This is a genomic window from Arthrobacter sp. 05N429 (assembly GCF_056397045.1).
Window position 1 is genome coordinate 1 of record NZ_JBFTMQ010000036.1, and the last position, 705, is coordinate 705.

1 protein-coding gene is annotated in these 705 nt (G+C 70.5%); it reads left to right on the forward strand.

The window, feature by feature from the left end; translation table 11 throughout:
* The coding region (locus tag AC1DF4_RS19150; protein WP_476914355.1) for a DUF222 domain-containing protein at nucleotides 1-705 on the forward strand (705 nt) is incomplete at both ends.

The following is a 705-nucleotide window of genomic DNA, read 5'->3' on the forward strand; positions in this document are numbered from 1 at the left end:
CGAGCCCTCCGAGGAACTCCTGCGCCAGCTCCAGGGCGCCTTCATCCGCAAACCCCGCCACGGACTCCAGCACCTGGAAATCTTCGCGACCGCCGAACAGTTCGAACACCTCCTCACCGTCATGAACACCGCCACCAACCCCCGCACCAACGCCAGCACCCCAGCACCCACAGGGAGCCCCTCCGGCGGCACAGAAACCCAACCGGAAAGTGCAGCAGCGGCCGACGGTACCCACGGCGACAATGCCGGCGTTGACACCCCGCTCGACCTGCGTTCGCGCCCGCAGAAACTCCTCGACGGCCTCGTCGGCGGCTGCAAAGTCGCCCTCGCCGCCGGCACCCTGCCCGCCGCCGGAGGGCTCCGCCCCCAGGTCATGGTCACCATCGACTACCGCGACCTCCTCACCAGGCTCGGAAACGACGGCGACCCGCAGGGCACCACCGGCAACCCCGTCCACCCCGAGACGACGACGGCGCGCACCGGAACCCTGCTCTTCACCGGGCCCGTCACCGCCTCCACCATCCGCAAGATCGCCTGCGACGCGGACATCATCCCCGTCCTGCTCGGCGGCGAAGGACGGATCCTGGACATCGGCCGAGCCTCCCGGGTCTTCCCGCCCCACATCCGCGAAGCCCTCACCGCCCGCGACCAAGGCTGCGCCTTCCCCGGCTGCACGATCCCCGCGCCCTGGTGCGAAGCCCACCA